The organism is Photorhabdus heterorhabditis (genome assembly GCF_001280945.1).
GTDB classification, from domain to species: Bacteria; Pseudomonadota; Gammaproteobacteria; order Enterobacterales; family Enterobacteriaceae; genus Photorhabdus; species Photorhabdus heterorhabditis.
On record NZ_LJCS01000262.1, the window covers coordinates 1 to 303 of the forward strand.

The following is a 303-nucleotide window of genomic DNA, read 5'->3' on the forward strand; positions in this document are numbered from 1 at the left end:
GGTATTGAAGTTAATACGCCGCTACCTGAAATCGGACATGGCGACAGGCGCAGAAAGGGAGAAACGGGGGGAGGGGCTGCCGCAGGGCGGTCCGCTGTCGCCGCTGCTGTCGAACATGGTGCTGGATAAAGAGCTGGAGCGTCGTGGACACAGCTTCTGTCGCTACGCGGACGACTGCAATATCTACGTGAGCAGCCGGAAAGCGTGCGAACATATACTGAAGGATATCAGTGAGTTCCTTGAGAACAAACTGAAGCTGAAGGTAAATGAGAAGAAGAGCGCGGTGGCGCGCCCATGGGAGCG

The 303-nt window shown here is 56.8% G+C and carries 1 protein-coding gene; it reads left to right on the forward strand.

The annotated features are described in order from the left end of the window. Nucleotides 1–303 (forward strand): reverse transcriptase domain-containing protein (locus AM629_RS21635; protein WP_268794995.1); only part of this gene is annotated, 303 nt, incomplete at both ends.